This window comes from Streptomyces sp. NBC_01198 (genome assembly GCF_036010485.1).
Taxonomy (GTDB): domain Bacteria; phylum Actinomycetota; class Actinomycetes; order Streptomycetales; family Streptomycetaceae; genus Actinacidiphila.
This window is the reverse complement of record NZ_CP108568.1, coordinates 7,620,857-7,636,711: the sequence shown is the minus strand read 5'-3', so window position 1 is coordinate 7,636,711 and position 15,855 is coordinate 7,620,857. Positions and strand designations below refer to the sequence as shown.

The 15,855-nt window shown below is 70.4% G+C and carries 15 protein-coding genes and 1 pseudogene; 11 read left to right on the top strand and 5 right to left on the bottom strand.

The genetic code is table 11. The features are described from left to right. The first annotated feature begins 72 nt into the window (after positions 1-72). Positions 73-1,362, top strand: a complete 1,290-nt coding sequence (locus tag OG702_RS33930; protein WP_327292795.1) for an MFS transporter — start codon at positions 73-75, stop codon at positions 1,360-1,362. A gap of 171 nt (positions 1,363-1,533) precedes the next feature. Here OG702_RS33930 and OG702_RS33925 read toward each other — a convergent pair whose 3' ends face one another. Both OG702_RS33925 and tuf read right to left on the bottom strand, forming a co-directional pair. Then, the gene (locus OG702_RS33925) at positions 1,534-2,385 is read right to left on the bottom strand and encodes a spermidine synthase (protein WP_327293469.1); all 852 of its coding nucleotides are present in this window, start codon (positions 2,383-2,385) and stop codon (positions 1,534-1,536) included. A gap of 257 nt (positions 2,386-2,642) precedes the next feature. Further along, a complete protein-coding gene (tuf, locus tag OG702_RS33920) occupies positions 2,643-3,821 on the bottom strand; it encodes an elongation factor Tu (protein WP_327292794.1) in 1,179 nt (392 codons plus the stop codon). Positions 3,822-4,250: 429 nt separating this feature from the next. On the opposite strand from tuf, the gene OG702_RS33915 reads away from it, so the two are divergent. Next, complete coding sequence (locus OG702_RS33915; protein ID WP_327292793.1) at positions 4,251-5,468, top strand: MFS transporter; 1,218 nt, start codon at positions 4,251-4,253, stop codon at positions 5,466-5,468. A 71-nt stretch (positions 5,469-5,539) separates the two neighbouring features. Then, positions 5,540-6,352 (top strand): TVP38/TMEM64 family protein, encoded by an 813-nt coding sequence (locus OG702_RS33910; protein ID WP_327292792.1) that lies wholly within the window; start codon positions 5,540-5,542, stop codon positions 6,350-6,352. On the opposite strand, the gene OG702_RS33905 is transcribed toward OG702_RS33910, so the two are convergent. Then, positions 6,306-6,923: a flavin reductase family protein gene (locus OG702_RS33905; protein ID WP_327292791.1), complete on the bottom strand. Its 618-nt coding sequence runs from the start codon at positions 6,921-6,923 to the stop codon at positions 6,306-6,308. The genes OG702_RS33910 and OG702_RS33905 overlap by 47 nt on opposite strands. A gap of 480 nt (positions 6,924-7,403) precedes the next feature. Between OG702_RS33905 and OG702_RS33900 the strand changes: the two genes are divergently transcribed. The 4 genes from OG702_RS33900 (at position 7,404) to OG702_RS33885 (ending at position 10,997) form a co-directional block, all read left to right on the top strand. Then, on the top strand, positions 7,404-8,582 hold the full coding sequence (locus OG702_RS33900) for a Cmx/CmrA family chloramphenicol efflux MFS transporter (RefSeq protein ID WP_327293468.1): 1,179 nt from the start codon (positions 7,404-7,406) through the stop codon (positions 8,580-8,582). After that, entirely contained in the window at positions 8,579-9,589 is a 1,011-nt protein-coding gene (locus OG702_RS33895) for an IS481 family transposase (RefSeq protein ID WP_327292790.1), read from the top strand. Before OG702_RS33900 ends, OG702_RS33895 begins: the two co-directional genes overlap by 4 nt. Before the next feature lie 116 nt (positions 9,590-9,705). After that, a complete protein-coding gene (locus OG702_RS33890; RefSeq protein ID WP_327292789.1) occupies positions 9,706-10,500 on the top strand; it encodes an enoyl-CoA hydratase/isomerase family protein in 795 nt (264 codons plus the stop codon). A gap of 119 nt (positions 10,501-10,619) precedes the next feature. After that, entirely contained in the window at positions 10,620-10,997 is a 378-nt protein-coding gene (locus OG702_RS33885; protein WP_327292788.1) for a hypothetical protein, read from the top strand. A gap of 96 nt (positions 10,998-11,093) precedes the next feature. Here the strand turns inward: OG702_RS33885 and OG702_RS33880 are convergent, their stop codons facing one another. Continuing rightward, positions 11,094-11,660, bottom strand: a complete 567-nt coding sequence (locus OG702_RS33880) for a TetR/AcrR family transcriptional regulator (protein WP_327292787.1) — start codon at positions 11,658-11,660, stop codon at positions 11,094-11,096. 378 nt (positions 11,661-12,038) lie between these two features. Between OG702_RS33880 and OG702_RS33875 the strand changes: the two genes are divergently transcribed. From OG702_RS33875 to OG702_RS33860, 4 genes are all read left to right on the top strand, one after another. Next, positions 12,039-13,271 (top strand): epoxide hydrolase family protein, encoded by a 1,233-nt coding sequence (locus OG702_RS33875; RefSeq protein ID WP_327292786.1) that lies wholly within the window; start codon positions 12,039-12,041, stop codon positions 13,269-13,271. A 93-nt stretch (positions 13,272-13,364) separates the two neighbouring features. Then, entirely contained in the window at positions 13,365-13,835 is a 471-nt protein-coding gene (locus OG702_RS33870) for a nuclear transport factor 2 family protein (RefSeq protein ID WP_327292785.1), read from the top strand. 196 nt (positions 13,836-14,031) lie between these two features. Next, positions 14,032-14,421, top strand: coding sequence for a VOC family protein (locus OG702_RS33865; RefSeq protein ID WP_327292784.1), 390 nt, complete (start codon positions 14,032-14,034; stop codon positions 14,419-14,421). A 198-nt stretch (positions 14,422-14,619) separates the two neighbouring features. Further along, on the top strand, positions 14,620-15,147 hold the full coding sequence (locus OG702_RS33860) for a DUF5959 family protein (protein WP_327292783.1): 528 nt from the start codon (positions 14,620-14,622) through the stop codon (positions 15,145-15,147). Here OG702_RS33860 and OG702_RS33855 read toward each other — a convergent pair. Then, positions 15,139-15,434: pseudogene (locus tag OG702_RS33855) on the bottom strand (hypothetical protein); the annotation flags it as partial. The gene OG702_RS33860 and the pseudogene OG702_RS33855 sit on opposite strands and share 9 nt — an antisense overlap. Positions 15,435-15,855: the final 421 nt, after the last annotated feature.

Below are 15,855 nucleotides of genomic sequence, written 5' to 3'. Positions count from 1 at the left end.
CCCGTACGCGGCCGCCCGCTGACGTCGCCTTAATGGGTTGGCAGTCCGCCGGGGGTCGGCGATAGTCCCCTGATGGCAGAACACCACGACCCGCGCCGGCCGGGTTTCCCGCCTTGGGCAGGGCGGAACTTCCGGTTGCTGGTGGGTGCGTCGTTCATCACCGGCATCGGCAACTCCGGTGCCACCGTGGCCGCGGCCTTCGCGGTCATCGAGTCCGGCGGCAGCGCCACCGACGTCGGTCTGGTGGCGGCCGCCCGCACCGCGGGGATGGTGGTGCTGCTGCTGGTCGGCGGCGCGGTCGCGGACCGGCTGCCGCGGCAGCGGGTGATGGCGGTTGCGAACATCGTCAACGCCTGCTCCCAGGCGCTTTTCGCCGCGCTGGTGCTCACCGGGCACGCCACGCTGTGGCAGATGGCGGCGTTGACCGCGGTCGGCGGCGGGGCGCTGGCCTTCTTCTCCCCCGCCGCCCAGGGCCTGCTGCTCGCCACCGTCGAGCCGGCGCACGCCGGCCAGGCCTTCTCCGTCTACCGGCTGGCCACGAACGCGGCGACGATCGGCGGCTCTGCGGTCGGCGGCGCGCTGGTGGCCGCCTTCGGGGCCGGCTGGGTGCTGGCGGTCGACGCCGCCGGCTTCGCGGTGGCCGCGGCGATGCGGGCCCGTATCGACGTCGCGCACGCCGACCGGGGACCGCGGTCCGGCGGCATGCTGCGTGAACTGCGGGAGGGCTGGCAGGTGGTGGCCTCCACATCCTGGCTGTGGGGCATCGTGCTGCAGTTCGCCGTCGTCAACGGCATGGTGAACGCGGTCGAGGCGGTCTACGGCCCGCTGGTCTCCAGGGAGAGCCTCGGCGGCGCAGGACCGTGGGGACTCGCGCTGGCCGCGGGCGGGGCGGGGACGGCGCTGGGCGCGGTGCTGATGATGCGCTGGCGGCCGCGCCGGATGCTGGTCGTCGGCACCCTCGGGGTGTTCCCGCTGGCCCTGCCCTCGGCGGCGCTCGCGCTCACGCTGCCTGCCTGGGCGCTGGCCGCGGTGATGTTCGGCGGCGGCGTGGCGATCGAGGTCTTCGCGGTCAACTGGATGCTCGCGCTCCACCAGGAGGTCCCCGAGGACCTGATCTCCCGGGTGTCGGCCTTCGACTGGCTGGGCTCGGTCGCGCTGACCCCGCTGGCGCTGGCGCTGGCAGGACCCGCGGCGTCGGTCTTCGGCCGTACGCGCGCACTGTGGGGGTCGTCGGGGCTGGTCGTCCTGCTCAGCCTCGCGGTCCTGCTGCTGCCTGACGTCCGCCGGATGGAGCGCAAGCCGCGTCCGGCGAGCCCGCAGCCGGTACGGACACCGGCGCAGGACAGCAACGCGGCGTTGTGACGACGCCTTCGCGGACCGGCCGGGGCCGCACTCGGCCGGGTGACGCGCTCACGGCATGGGCGGAGGTCCGTCCGCGAAGCCGGACGCGCCACAGGTACGTACGCGAGCCCCGGCCTCCCGCCAGTGGCCCGGCGCGGCCCCGTGTGACCGCGCCCACTCGCCCGGGCCCGGTCAGCCGACGGTGAATGCGCCCTCGGGCGGCCGCGGTGAGGCTGTCGCCGAGGCGTCGTCGACCGGGTCGGCGCCGCCGGTGAGCCGGGACAGCGCGGCCCCGTGGACGACGCGCGCCGGGAAGGCGTCCGCGGCGCACAGCCGGGACAGCGCCTGGACCGGCAGCGGGCGGCGGCTTGCGACCAGCACGGCGTTGCCGAAGCGGCGGCCGCGCAAAACCCCCGGCTCCGCCAGCAGGCACAGGTCACCGCCATCGGCGCCGTCGTACGCCAACGCGGCCCGCAGCGTGGCCAGTTGCGAGCGCAGGAAGGTGAACGGCGCAGCGTCGGCGACATTGGCCAGGTAGACGCCGTCGGGGCGCAGCACGCGCAGCGCCTCGCGGACGAACTCCACCGACGTCAGCGCCGCGGGCGCCCGGGAGCCGCCGAAGACGTCCGCCACCACCAGGTCCGCGGTGGCGGTGCCTGCCGCCGCGAGCCAGCCCCGCGCGTCGGCGGTGTGCACGGTCACCGAGGGATCGGGCAGCGGCAGCACCTCGGCGACCAGCGCGGCCAGCCGCAGATCGGCCTCCACCACCTGCTGGGCCGACCCCGGCCGGTCGGCGGCGAGCCAGCGGGCCAGCGTCATCGCCCCTCCCCCGAGGTGCACCGCCCGCAACGGTTCGCCCGCGGGGAAGGCGGCCGCGACGGCGTAGGCGATACGCCGTACGTACTCGAACTCCAGGTGCGCCGGGTCGTCGAGGTCCACGTACGACTGCGGCGCTTCGTCGACGGTGAGCAGCCAGGCCCGCTCGCGGTCGATGTCGGGGAGCAGCCTGGCCGTCCCGAAGTCCACCGTACGGACCACCGGCACCGGTTCCGGGGTCGGCGCGGCTTCGGGCGCCCCGGCGGGCGCGGGGTCCGCGGTCGGCGCGGGGTCCGGGCTCCGCGGCGCGTCCGGCGCCGATGCGGGATCCGGCGCCGATGCTGCGTCCGGAGTCCGGGCCGGTGTCTGCGCCGACGTCGGGGCCGGGCGGTCCTCGTGCTGATCCACCGGCCCATTGTCGCCTGTCCCGCACGCGGGACCTGCCGCTGCCCGGTACGTGATCACGTACCGGGCAGCGGCAGGGCTCAGATCAGTGCGGTCACCGTGCCGGCGCCGACCGTGCGCCCGCCCTCGCGGATGGCGAAGCCGAGGCCCGGCTCCAGCGGCAGCGCGCGCCCGAGGTCGACGACGACCTCGGCCGTGTCACCGGGCAGCGCCATCGCGGCACTGCCGAGGTCGACGTCGCCGGCCACGTCCGCGGTGCGGATGTAGAACTGCGGCCGGTAGCCGGTGGTCACCGGGGTGTGCCGGCCTCCCTCCGCCGCGGGCACGATGTAGACGCGCGCGGTGAAGCGGCGGTGGGGTGTGACGCTGTCCGGCGCCGCGACGATGTCGCCGCGCCGCACCTGGCCGCGCTGCACACCGCGCAGCAGCAGCGCCACGTTGTCGCCGGCCTGCGCCGAGTCCATCGGCCTGCCGAAGGTCTCAAGACCGGTGACCACGCTGGTCAGCACCTCCCCCGCCGCCGTGTGCAGCTGCACCCGGTCACCGGGCGCCACCGTCCCACGCTCGACCGCACCGGTCACCACGGTGCCGCGCCCGGTGATGGTGAGGACGTTCTCCACCGACACCAGGAACGGCGCGTCGGTGTACCGCACCGGCACCGGCACGTATCCGTCGACCGCGTCGAGCAATTCGCCGATCGTCGCCGTCCAGCGCGGGTCGCCGTCCAGCGCGCGCAGCCCGGAGACCCGCACGACCGGCAGCTCCTCGCCGGGGTAGCCGTGCGCGGCCAGCAGTTCGCGCACCTCGAGCTCGACCAGGTCGGTCAGCTCGGGGTCGCCGGCGTCCGCCTTGTTCAGCGCCACCACGATGTGCCGCACCCCGATCTGCCGGGCCAGCAGCACGTGCTCCGCGGTCTGCGGCATCACACCGTCGAGCGCGGAGACCACCAGGATCGCGCCGTCCAGCTGGGCCGCGCCGGTGATCATGTTCTTGACGTAGTCGGCGTGTCCCGGCATGTCCACGTGCGCGTAGTGCCGGGTCGCGGTCTCGTACTCGACGTGCGCGATGCTGATGGTGATGCCGCGGGCCGCCTCCTCCGGCGCCCGGTCGATGCGGTCGAACGGCACGAAGGTGCCGCTGCCGCGGTCGGCGAGGACCTTGGTGATGGCCGCGGTGAGGGTGGTCTTGCCGTGGTCGACGTGACCCATGGTGCCGATGTTCAGGTGCGGCTTGGTGCGTACGTACGCCTGCTTGGGCATGACGGTGTCTCCTCCTGGGACGCCGATCTGTCGTGGACCCCTGGGCCTGGCCGACCCTCCCCGTGCGGGGTCCTGCCGGACGTCGGTCCGGGGAGGGTCAGCGTCGGGCGCCGTCGAAGGATGCGTTCCGGAAGGCGGCCCGGGCGGCGGATGCGGCCGGGGCGGCGCAGGCAGCCTTCGACGCGACCGCTGCTGCGGTGGCGTCTGCGAGGAAGGCGAGCCGGAACATGTCACCGATGATGACGGGCCAACGCCCGCGCGTCGAACGGTTTTACCCGCCGGGCCCGTAGGTCCGACACCTGCGTGTCGGTCTACCGTCACCCGCCGGTGACGTGGGGGAATCCGCAGGGTGAGAGAATTTGTTCCGCGGTTGAACTTAGGCCGTCCCACCGGCGGCCCGCCGTCCCCACCCCGTTCGAAGGAAGCTCCATGCCCCTGGCCATCCTCGCCCTCGCGGTGAGCGCCTTCGGTATCGGCACCACGGAATTCATGATGATGGGCCTGCTGCCCGACGTCGCCGACGACCTGGGCACCTCGGTGCCCACCGCCGGGTATCTGGTCTCGGCCTACGCGCTCGGCGTCGTCGTCGGCGCCCCGCTGCTCACCGGGCTCGGCGCCCGCATTCCGCGCAAGCGGATGCTCCTGCTGCTGATGGCGCTGTTCACCGTCGGCAACGCGGCCTCCGCGGTCGCCCCCGGCTACGGGACGCTGCTCGCCGGACGGTTTCTCGCCGGACTGCCGCACGGCGCCTTCTTCGGCGTCGGCGCGGTGGTGGCGGCGCGGCTGGTCGCGGAGGACCGCAGGGCGCGCGCGGTCGCCGCGATGTTCCTCGGCCTGACGATCGCCAACATCGTCGGCGTGCCCGCCGCCACCCTGCTCGGCCAGAACCTGGGCTGGCGGGCCACCTTCCTGGTGGTGACCGTGATCGGGCTGCTCTCGCTGGCCGCGCTCGCGCTGCTCGTGCCGCAGCAGCCCGAGGAGGAACACGGCGGCGTCCGCCAGGAGTTGCAGGCGCTGCGCGAGCCGCAGGTGCTGCTCGGGCTGCTCACCGCGGTGTTCGGCTTCGCCGGGGTGTTCGCCGTCTACAGCTACCTCGCCTCGATGATGACCGAGGTCACCGGTTACGCCGACGCCACCGTGACCGTACTGCTCGCGCTGTTCGGCATCGGCATGACGCTCGGCGCGCTCGCCGCCGGCTGGCTCACCGACCGGGCCCTGCGCCCGACGCTCTACGGCTCGCTGGCCGCGCTCGCCGTGGTCCTCGTCGGCTTCCACTACGCCGCCCAGTCCAAGGCGACCGCCCCCGTCGCGGTCCTGGTCCTGGGCGCGGTCGGCTTCATGACCACCACACCGCTGCAGATGCTGGTGATGAACAAGGCCCGCCGCGCCCCCACCCTCGCCTCCGCCTCCAACCACTCCGCCTTCAACCTCGCCAACGCCGGCGGCGCCTGGCTGGGCGGTGCCGCCATCGCGGCCGGATGGGGCTGGACCTCGCCCGCGCTGGTCGGAGCCGCGCTCACCGTGGTGGGCCTGGCGGTCGCGGTGACCGCGGGAGTCCTGGACCGCGGTGCGCCCTCCGGTGCGACGGTGGTCGCCGCCGTCGCACCCGCCGGGAGCAGGGAGCCCGCGGCGGCGGAAGGCCCGTAACGGCGTGCGCGGGGCCCCGGCCGGCGCCGGTGCGTCAGCAGGACGGCAGGCGGAACGGTTAGGCTCCCCAGGTGCCGCACCGCGTAGGTCTCACCGCCCGCTGCTCACGCGTCCTGCTGTCGCCGTGGGCCAGATTCGCGCTGCTCGTACTGCTGCTGGCCGCGGCCGCCGCCGGGGTGCTGGCCTGGCACCCGCAGCGGCTGATGACGGCGCACGGCTGGCAACCGCACGCCTCGGGCGGTACGGCGGTGCTGCTCTTCGCTGTCGCCTACGGCCTGTGCACCGTCGCCTTCGTACCCCGCCCGCTGCTCAACGCCGCTGCCGGGGCCCTCTACGGCATCCACGCCGGGCTGCCCGCCGCGATCGGCGGCACCGTCCTGGGCGCGGGCCTGGCCTTCCTGCTCGGGCGCTTCCTGGGCAGGGACGCGGTACGCCCGCTGCTGCGCGGCCGGGTCGCGCTGTCCCTCGACCGGCAGTTGAGCAGGCACGGCTTCCGCAGCACGCTGGCACTGCGGCTCTTCCCCGGGGTGCCCTTCGCCGCCGCGAACTACGCCGCTGCCGTCTCCCGCATCCGGCTGCTGCCGTTCCTCGCCGCGACCGCCGCGGGCAGCGCCGCCAACACCGCCGCCTACGTGGTGGCCGGCAGCCGCGCCGCGTCCCCGACCTCACCGGTCTTCCTGCTGGCACTCGGCTTCCTGGGCGTCACGGGAGTGGCCGCGGCGGTCGTGGCCCGCGGCGCACGCGCCCGTTCCCGTACCGCGGCCGATGCGCCGGGCGACGTGCCCGACGGGCCGGGCGGCGTACGGGTCCCGGCCGCATGCACGCAGGTCCCGGCGGTCAGCGACGCCGTCCCTCCTGCCACTCCGGCAGAGAGATCCGCTTGATCTCCGGCAGGTCGCCGAGGGTGCTCCACTCGTCCTTGCCCAACCGGGCCAGCGGCCGCAGCTTGAGCGCGTCCGGCAGCCCGCCGGTCATCACCGCCTCGGACACCGCCGCGTGCACGACCCGCCCGAAGACCACGGTGGAGTCCCCGAGCCTGACGGTGCTGTGCAACTCGCACTCCAGGGCCACCGGCGACGCGGCGACCCGCGGCGCCTTCACCCGCGTGCTCGGCTCCCTGGCGATCCCGACCTCGTCGAATTCGCTCACCCCGCGCGGGAATTCGGTACCCGTCGCGTTGATCTCCTCGAAGAGGTGCTCGGGCGCGAGGTTGACGACGAACTCCCCGCTCTCCTCGACGTTCCGCAACGAGTCCTTCCGCCCCACCGAGGTGAACTGCACCACGGGCGGGCTCACACAGGACACCGAGAAGAAGCTGTGCGGCGCGAGGTTGTCGCACGAGCCGTCTTTGTTGGTCGTCGACACCCAGGCGATCGGCCGAGGAACGACCACCGAGGTCAGGAGCTTGTAGAAGGCTCCACGGTCCAGTTCGTTCGGATCGAAGTCAATGCGCATGCCAGCCAGTATCCACGCGGGGCCGGCGGAACCTCACTACGGGCGGCAGCACGAATGAACCCGGTCCTCCCGGGTGCCGCAGGGCACGAGTCCCGGGCCTGACCACCTGCCCGTCCCCGGGACGATCTCGTCCCACCGCAGGCGCGAGGCGCGGCATCACCCTTGACCTGCGCGGCCCGTTCGTCACGAGTTGCACGGGTTCCTTACGGCGCCTAGCTGTTGCGGGACATGACGTTGGTGACACAGGTCGATGTGGTGCAACCCAGGTGCCTAGACGGGTATCGGTCGGGTAGCGTGCAGTCCATGTCGAGTCCTGAGTCAGACAAGTTGGGGGCTTTCGGTCACGCCGTCAGCCCCCTGAAGCCCTGAGCTCGTAGCCCTGTCGTTGCGCCGCATTCTGTGGTGGGACGAGTGTGCCCGTGGGGCTGGCCGCGGTGACGAGATGACCTTCTCGTGCTTCTCCTCACCTCGGAGCCTTCGATGCCTTTCCCGCTGTACCTGCTTGCCATGGCGATTTTCGCCATGGGCACGTCGGAGTTCATGCTCGCTGGCCTGTTGCCCGACATCGCCTCAGATTTCGACATCACTGTCGGGACAGCAGGTGTGCTCACCTCGGCCTTCGCAATCGGCATGGTCATCGGCGCTCCCCTTGTGGCCGCGCTTGCCCGCAACTGGCCCAGGCGCTCCAGCCTTCTCGGATTCATCCTTACTTTTGCGGCAGCTCACGCTGCGGGGGCCATCTCCGGGAGCTTCCCGGTCCTGTTCGCTACCCGAGTCGTCGCCGCGCTCGCGAACGCAGGGTTCCTTGCGGTCGCTTTGACGGCTGCCGCTGCCCTGGTGCCGCCCGACAAGAAGGGACGTGCGCTGGCCCTGCTGCTGTCGGGCACGACGGTGGCCACGATCGCCGGTGTCCCTGGCGGGTCGGTACTCGGTGCGGTGCTCGGCTGGCGAGCCACATTCTGGGCCGTCGCCCTTCTCTGCCTGCCTGCGGCGCTCGGCATCCTGAAGGGCATCCCGGCGGGATATGTGAAGGAAGAAGTGACGGGCGGGCCGGCCTTGCGAGCGGAGCTCGCCCTGCTCCCAAGGCCACGGTTGATCATGGCGATGCTGCTCGGCGCGCTGGTGAACGCGGCAACGTTTGGAAGCTTCACCTTCCTCGCCCCCGTGGTGACCGATACCGCCGGGCTGGGCGAGCTGTGGATCTCTGTAGTTCTGGTGCTCTTCGGTGCTGGTTCCTTCGTCGGCGTCACCGTCGCCGGGCGACTGTCCGACCAGCATCCCGGTCTGGTCATCGCGGGCGGTGGTCCGCTGCTCCTCGTGGGCTGGCTGGCCCTGGCGGTGCTGGCCGACAGGCCGGTCGCCCTGTGCACCCTCGTGTTCGTGCAGGGCGCGCTGTCGTTCGCACTGGGCAGCACGCTGATCACCCGGGTTCTCTACGAGGCGGCGGGAGCTCCCACCATGGCCGGCTCGTATGCGACCGCGGCACTCAACATCGGCGCCGCCGCCGGCCCCCTCGTCGCCGCGACCACCCTCAGCACCGAGGCCGGGGACCTCGGACCGATGTGGGCAAGCGGGCTCTTGGTCGCTGTCGCACTACTCATCGCAATCCCCCTCCGCGCTGTCGTCACGGCCGGCCAAAGCGCCGAGGTGCTCCAGTGACACACGCGAACGCTCCCCTGAACATTGAAGGACGCCGAAGGCTCGTGGAACGCTGCCGCAGCCGTCCAATCGCCCATGTGGCAGCCGAAGCCGGCGTCTCCCGCGCCTGCCTGTCCAAATGGAAGAACCGATACGACACATACGGCGAGGCCGGGCTGCAGGACCGCTCCAGCGTCCCGCACTCCTCACCGACCCAGACCCCACCCGAGATTGTGGAAGAAATTGAGCGGCTGCGACGGGACAACAAGTGGTCCGCCCGAAGGATCACGCTCGAACTCGCGAACTGTGGCGTGCGGATCAGACAAGGCACCGTGGGCCGGTGGCTGACCCGCCTGGGCATCAACCACCGCCGGTTCCTCGACCCCGACGGGTCCATCAACCGGCGCCCGTCAAAACGGATCACGGCCCGCTACCCAGGCCACATGGTCCACCTGGACGTCAAGAAGGCCGGACGCATCCCAGACGGCGGCGGGTGGCGAGCGCGCGGCCGTGGCTCGGAACATGCCCGGAATGCACAGCGAGCGAAGGCCGCCGGCGCCAGGGGCGGATACATCTACCTGCACTCCGCTGTCGACGGGTTCTCCCGCCTGGCCTATACCGAGCCCCTACCCGATGTGAAGGCCACCACCACCGTGGCGTTCTTCAGCCGCGCCCGAGCGTTCTTCGCCGCCCACGGCATCCACCGGATCGTGCGCGTGGTCACCGACAACGGCGCCAACTACCGCGCCGCCGTCTTCGTGCGCTCCGTGACCTCGGGGGCCTCCCGCCACCAGCGGACCAAGCCCTACACGCCCCGGCACAACGGCAAGGTCGAGCGTTACCAGCGCACCCTCGCTGAAGAGATGCTCTACGCCCGCACCTGGACCTCCGAAGCAGAGCGGGCCCGGGCGATCGCGGTCTGGAACGTCCACTACAACTACCACCGGCCTCACACCACCGCAGGGAACCGTCCTCCAGCCTCACGCCTCCGCACGAGCGTCACTAACGTCATGGCCAGCAACACCTAGCGTTGAATTTTCCTCGGTGCCCACATCGCGGTAGTGGCACGGCGGCATTGTCGCAGCGGACGGGACCACGCAGGTGCCGAGTTCTGCGCCGCAGAAGCCGGAACGGAAGTGATCGTGTGACGTTCGTAGCGGTGGAAACCGACGATCCGGTGGCGACGATAACCCTGGACGGCCCTTCGGGAAACCGCATCAGCTTTCAGATGCGGGAGGAGCTCGACACGGCGGTGGACAAGGTGGCGGCCAGCGGGGCGAGGGCGCTCCTCGTCACGGGCGCCGGCGCCGACTTCTGCCTCGGCGGCGATGTGCGCCAATGGGTGGGTGTCCCACCGAAGGAACTGCAGCCGAAAGTCGCCGTCTACTTCCGCGCGCTGCAGAAGCTGGAGCGCCTTCCCCTCCCCACCATTGCCGCCGTTCAGGGGACCTGCGCCGGCGGCGGCTTCGAACTCGCGCTGAGCTGCGACCTGATCCTGGCGGCGGAATCCGCGCGCTTCACCTTCCCCGAGGCGCATCTGGGCATCATGACGCTGCAGGGCGGAGTTCTCCAGCTCGCCGAGCGCATCGGGCCCACCAAGGCGTTCGAAGTGGTCGCGCTCGGCGATCCGCAACCCGCGCACCGCCTCGCCGGGTGGAACCTCCTCTCCAAGGTCGTGCCGGACGCGGACCTGACGGCGGAGGCCGTGGCCTGGGCCGACCGCCCGAGCCAGGGCCCCACCGCGACCTACGCCGCGACGAAGTCCTTGTTGGCCTTGCGCCGTTCTGCGGGTCACGAGGCCGCCCTGAGCCAGTTGTACGCACTGTCCATGCCGCTGTTCGCGCGTGATGAGGTGCAGGAGGCGATCCGCAGGGCCGCCGAGGCGGCGAACGCCGGCCAACCGGTTCCCGCCGCTCCGTCCGGCTGGACGTGGCCATGACGGAGGCATCTCCTGCCCTGGTCTGACGTGCCAGGCAAGACGCCTTCCGCAGAACTGCCCGAGGAGACACGCCATTTGTCCGATGGCAACGGGCGCCCACCGGGTCAGCCTGGGGACTGATGGCCGGCTGGCGGGACATGTTCGTCGAGGTCATCGAGGAGGGTACCGCCCGCGCCCTCGCGGGGGACTCCGGAGAGCCCCAGGACGGGGCACTGGCCACCCACGCGGCGCCCTTCACCGAACGGGAGCGGGTGCTGGACATCGCCGAGCCGGTCTCAGTGCTCCGCCGCAAGGTGGCAGCGCTGAACGTCCTCGCACCGCAGGCGAGGATCGAGCTGGCCGGCCACACGGGCACGGTCCGAGAGGCCACCGCGGTGTCGCCCCGCGGCCAGGCGGCAACCCCGGGGCCTCCCGGCACTGTGCTCGCCTCGCACGCAGACGGCTGGACGGTCCAGGCTGGGGATGGCCCGGTCCGTCTGGTCGTCGACCCGAGCTGATCCGTCCGACCTGCGGAAACCTGGCCGCTGGCGCGTCACTGACGAGTCCGTCCGCGGGCTGTACCGACCGCCATGGCGGAGCGGGAGGGCGGCCGGCTACGCGTGCTGCATCGGCTCGATGGCGAGAGCGAGGGCCCGGTCGAGGTAGTCCATCCGATTGGTCGCCCTGAGCAGGGCCACGCCGCCCTGGATGGCCGCCAGGATGCTCTTCGCGCAGTCGGTCGCCCTTTCGTGGTCGGGGATCAGCGCGGTGGTGCCGCGGAGCAGGGCCGCTTCCCAGGACACGAAGAGCTCCGTGACGATGTGCTCCGCCTCGGGGGAGGTCTTGCCGAGTTCGGAGGTCAGACTGCCCAGGGGGCACTTGCGCCCGTACATGTCGTAGTGGCGCAGCACTGACTGGCGCCATGCCTGCCAGGACTCCCAGCTACCGAGGTCGTCCAGGTGGGGCCGCTGGGACTCCAGGACCTGTTCCGCCTCGTATCGGGCCACCGCCACGAGCACGTCGATCCGGCCGTTCGGGAAGTAGTGGAACAGCTGACTGCGACCGGTGGAGGTGGCAGTGCCCACGTCGCTCAGTGTCGTCTCCGCTGTGCCCTTCTCACGAATCAGCAAGGCGGCGGCCAGGACGATGCGCTGGCGCGTGGCCAGTCCTTTCGCCGTCATCCCACGATTCATCCATTCATCCTCACACGTCGCCGGTGAGAAAGGTGAAGCCGGCCGGCGCCTCGACGAGTGGCGCACGGTCGTGCGACGGTCCACGCGTAGCGCACAGTGTTGCGGTCGATGCGGATGGACCGGTTCAGCTCAGGAGGGTGGGGGCGTAGCCGGCGTCCAGAGGCCGACCCTCCCGCGAAGTCGTCGCCGCTCGGCCCGGTGTGGGGATGCGCACATATTTCTGTACTTGACGGTCCAATCTGCGCGGTGGATGCTGGGTGCTGACCGCCGAATGTACTGAACGGTACATAGTGTGTGGCATTCCGCGCAATGGCCCCTGTCGCGGCCCCGCAGCGCGCATCTCCTCATCAGAAGGAACACGCCGTCATGACCACCGATTCCGGCCTCGGCCGCCCCCTGGAGCCGTACGCCGTCCACATCGAGCAGAACGTCCTGGACGATTTGCGCTCCCGCCTCAGGACCACCCGTTTCGCCTCCGACCCGGAGAACGAGGACGAGGTCTACGGGCTGAGCACCGCCTACCTCAGGCCTCTCGTGGAGTTCTGGGCCGACGGCTTCGACTGGCGTGCCGTCGAGGCGAAGCTGAACTCCTTCAACCAGCACCGCCTGGACGTGGACGGCACCCCGGTGCACTTCATCCACGAGCGCGGCAAGGGCCCGGCCCCGGTCCCGCTGATCCTGATGCACGGCTGGCCGTGGACCTACTGGCACTGGAACAAGGTCATCGGCCCCCTGACCGACCCCGCCGCCCATGGCGGCGACCCGGCCGACGCCTTCGACGTGATCGTGCCGTCCCTGCCCGGCTTCGGCTTTTCCACCCCGCTGACCAATCCGCGCGAGAACTACGCGAGCATGGCGGAGCGGTTTCACACCCTGATGACCAGGGTGCTCGGTTACGAGAAGTACGGCGTGGGCGCCGCCGACTACGGCGCGCTCGTCGGCGCCAGGCTCGGCCACAAGTACGCCGACTCGCTCTACGGCATCCACCTTGCCAAAGACATGCCACCTGCGATGTTCCAGGGCGACCGCTACTGGGACCTCACGAACGGACAGCGGACCGAGGACCTCCCCGAGGACTCACGGGCCCGGACCCTGAAGTTCCATGACACCTACGTCTCCCACGTCGCCGCCCACTTGCTGGACGGACAGACCCTCACCCACGGTCTGAACGACTCCCCTGCCGGCATGCTCGCCTGGATACTGCGGCGGTGGAAGAAGTGGAGTGACCGCGACGGCGACTTCGAAGCGACCTGGCCCGTCGACGACATCCTGACCTTCGCCACCATCTACTGGGTCACGGAGTCCATCGGTACCTCGATCCGGGCGTACAAGAACGCGAGCCTCTACCCGCCGCAACCCGCGAACAAGCGGGAGCCGTACGTCCAGGCACCGGCGAGCTTCACGATGCAGCTGGGCGACGCTTTCCCCGGTGTGGACAGCGCCGAGGAGCGCATCGCGATCTTCAAGGCCGGCGGTGGCAGGTTCTACGGGGATGTCCGCGACTTCTACGTCCACAAGGAGGGCGGCCACTTCGGCCCCTACGAGAACCCCGAGTTCTGGGTCGACGACCTGCGCGATTCCTACCGGAAGCTGCGCTGAACGCCCTCCCCGAGGTGTGCGGGATCCGCCGCAACGGTCCCACTCGGCCCCTTCCGGGCCGACATGCCCGACCAGACGCAAGAGGAGAACCTCATGAACGACACCGACCGGCTGATCGCCATCGAAGACATCAGACGTGTGATGGCACGCTACGTCTACAACGCCGATCACCATCGCTTCGAGGACCTGGCCGGCCTCTTCACTCCGGACGGCACGTTCACCCCCTACAAGCCCGACGGCTCCATGTGGATGCGCATGGAGGGGCGCGAAGGGATCGCCACATCCATCGGCAGCCGTAACATCCCCGGTGATGTGCTCATCCACCACCTCTTCTCCGACGAGATCGACGTGGAGTCGGAGAACACCGCACGCGGCACCTGGGCGATGGAGGACATCGTCAACCGGGTCGAGCGCGAGGAGAAGGCGGTGGGCCCCGACGGCGCGCCTGTTCCCATGGGCATGCACGGATTCGGCCACTACCACGGGCGCTTCGTGAAGATCGCCGGCACCTGGTACATCGCAGAACTGAAGCAGACGCGGCTGCGCATCGACTTCACCTACTGATCCCCCCAAGGCGGTGGCGCTCGCGGCCCGGAGGCCCCAGCGTCCAGCCGTGACCCGCGCCCCGGCCGCCGCCGCCCTCATCAACTACCCCCGACCCACTAGGTAGACGACAGCGACTAGGGTTACGGCGACATCGCGTGTCGGTCACCGGCTGGGTGAGGCATGGAGGTGTCGGGACATGCCTTCGGAGCATTCCTTGTCAGTCGAGTTGAACCATACGATCGTCCACGCCCGGGACAACCGGGAGTCCGCGGAATTCTTCGCGAAGCTGCTCAGCCTTGAGATCACCGCCGAGTGGGGCCCGTTCATCGCGGTCGGCCTGAGCAACGGCGTCACGCTGGACTTCGCCACGATCCCTGCGGACGGCATCACCTCCCAGCACTACGCCTTCTTGATCTCCGAGGAGGAGTTCGACGCGGCGTACGCGCAGATCAGGCAGCACGGCATCGAGCACTACGCCGACCCCTACCGGAAGCAGCCCGGCATGATCAACCACAACGATGGTGGCCGCGGCGTGTACTTCATGGACCCGGCGGGCCACGCCATGGAACTCATCACCGTGCCGTACGGCGGCTGGACCTCGTAACCCCACGCACCAAGGGCCGCACCCCAGCGTGGAGTGCGGCCCTCATCGCCCTGGTCGACGGCCGGGTCGGGCACCCGCGCAAGCAGCCCGACGCCCTGCTCGGCGACAAGGGCTACGACAGCAACGCCAACCGTCTCTCGCTCATCCGCATGAGGATGCCAGTCCACACCCCGACCGGCCTGTCCACTCCACGGGCACATGATCGTGGCGAGCTCTTGGAACTTCTCACAAAAAGAGATGAAGGATGGGCTCCGTCCAGGCGAGGATCGCTCAGTACTCGGCGATGAAAGGGCAACTATGGACGACAGTTCTCCGAGGGAGCTCATATCCCTCTCAGATGACGAGGGGAACAGCGTCACGGTCAACGTCCTGGGACGTGATACCAGGTGGACCGCAGGACTCGATGCCGAGATCGTCGTCAGGACGCCCTTCGTGTCCGGCCGCATCGATCTGGCGTTGTCCGTTTCCAAGCTGGAAAGCTGGGCCGACGCACTGGGCCGACTCGACGCCGGCGAAGACGTCGCCTGGATGAAGATGAGCAGGGGGCCGTCCATCTTCATCCAGCTCACCGGTGAGCGTGACTGCCCGGAGGTGGTCGTTGACGACGAGTCGGGGTCGATGGTCACCGTGCGCGTCCCCCTCGTCCCGCCGGACGACTGGATTGCCGACCACCGGCAGCGGCTGCACCAGGTGATGAGCTACTGGGTGCCGTTGCTGTCAGGGTAGGGAGACAAGCCGCCGCCAGCAGATGAGCGCACAGCCGAGGGCCAGCAAGGCTTCGTGGATGTCGTCGCGGATCTCCCACCGGATCCGCAGCCGACGAAACCAGTGCAGATGGGCGAACGCACGCTCCACGACCCAGCGTTGAAGCAGCGGGACGAGCTGGGTGACCATACCGGTGGCGTCGGTGGTCAGGTGGTGCTTGCTGCCGGTTCTGCCGCTATCGACAGGGCTTCGTCCTGCCTTGGGGCCCCCCTTAACGCCCGGATGTGGGAGCCGTCGACCGCGGCCCGGCCTCACCGCCTGCGGCGAAGAATGAGATAGAGAGCAGCAACGATCACAAAGAAAAGCACGGTGAACACCAGCGCCGACTGCCCACTGTTCACTGTTCTGGAGTAAAGCCCCCCACCTGCAGCTATGGTCACATGCTCTGCATCCATTGCAGACTCACCACTCCCTGCGAACGTGTGCACGGAAAGAGGACCGAACCCTGACAGCAGAAGTTGCGCCGCAGGTGTGGTCAGCCGGGCGTTACTTCCCCTGGTCAGTTCTCCCCGCGCGGGCGGGGGGGGTAGTCCGCCGTGATCCGGCAGCGGTGATCTGGACAGCGGTGGCGGGAGCAGGCCATCGCCCTCACCCCACGTCTGATGGTGCTTGGCCCGCCTCCGCCCCGCTGTTCCGGAACCTGGCCGCCCGAACGCTCCGAGGGGCTGG

Coding starts and splice junctions, on each gene's coding strand:
- OG702_RS33880 (WP_327292787.1), bottom strand. CDS start 11,660: ATGACGGCGAAAGGACTGGCCACGCGCCAGCGCATCGTCCTGGCCGCC.
- OG702_RS33870 (WP_327292785.1), top strand. CDS start 13,365: ATGAACGACACCGACCGGCTGATCGCCATCGAAGACATCAGACGTGTG.
- OG702_RS33915 (WP_327292793.1), top strand. CDS start 4,251: ATGCCCCTGGCCATCCTCGCCCTCGCGGTGAGCGCCTTCGGTATCGGC.
- OG702_RS33930 (WP_327292795.1), top strand. CDS start 73: ATGGCAGAACACCACGACCCGCGCCGGCCGGGTTTCCCGCCTTGGGCA.
- OG702_RS33875 (WP_327292786.1), top strand. CDS start 12,039: ATGACCACCGATTCCGGCCTCGGCCGCCCCCTGGAGCCGTACGCCGTC.
- OG702_RS33900 (WP_327293468.1), top strand. CDS start 7,404: ATGCCTTTCCCGCTGTACCTGCTTGCCATGGCGATTTTCGCCATGGGC.
- OG702_RS33860 (WP_327292783.1), top strand. CDS start 14,620: ATGATCGTGGCGAGCTCTTGGAACTTCTCACAAAAAGAGATGAAGGAT.
- OG702_RS33905 (WP_327292791.1), bottom strand. CDS start 6,923: ATGCGCATTGACTTCGATCCGAACGAACTGGACCGTGGAGCCTTCTAC.
- tuf (WP_327292794.1), bottom strand. CDS start 3,821: ATGCCCAAGCAGGCGTACGTACGCACCAAGCCGCACCTGAACATCGGC.
- OG702_RS33885 (WP_327292788.1), top strand. CDS start 10,620: ATGGCCGGCTGGCGGGACATGTTCGTCGAGGTCATCGAGGAGGGTACC.